General features: G+C 66.0%; 1 protein-coding gene. It reads left to right on the forward strand.

Features of this window, described 5'->3' with window-relative positions; all coding sequences use genetic code 11:
• On the forward strand, positions 1-430 hold a 430-nt coding region (locus tag ASV53_RS24640), incomplete at both ends, for a cation:proton antiporter domain-containing protein (protein ID WP_189337976.1).

Raw genomic sequence — 430 nt, forward strand, 5'->3', positions numbered from 1 at the left:
GCGCCTAATCGGCTTCGAGCTGCCCGCGATCTGGTGCTTCGTCTTCGGCGCGCTCATCAGCCCGACTGATCCCGTGTCAGTCATGGGTGTCCTCAAGCGCGCCAACGTCTCGCCTGCGCTGGAAGCGACGGTCGCCGGTGAGAGCCTGTTCAACGACGGCGTCGGGGTGGTGATCTTCACCATCCTGATGTCCTCCGCCATGTCGGGCGAACCCTTCTCGATCGCGCATGCGGCCGAGCTGTTCGCGGTTGAAGCCGGGGGCGGCGTCGCGCTTGGGCTCGCGATCGGATGGATCGCGTTTCGCGCGATGCGCTCGATCGACGAGTACAAGGTCGAGGTGCTGATCAGCCTCGCAGTGGTGATGGGCGGTTATGCAGTCGCTCGCCCGCTCCATGCCAGCGGACCGGTGGCTATGGCCGTGGCTGGCCTC

This window comes from Photobacterium sanguinicancri (assembly GCF_002265265.1).
Taxonomy (GTDB): Bacteria; Pseudomonadota; Gammaproteobacteria; order Enterobacterales; family Vibrionaceae; genus Photobacterium; species Photobacterium sanguinicancri.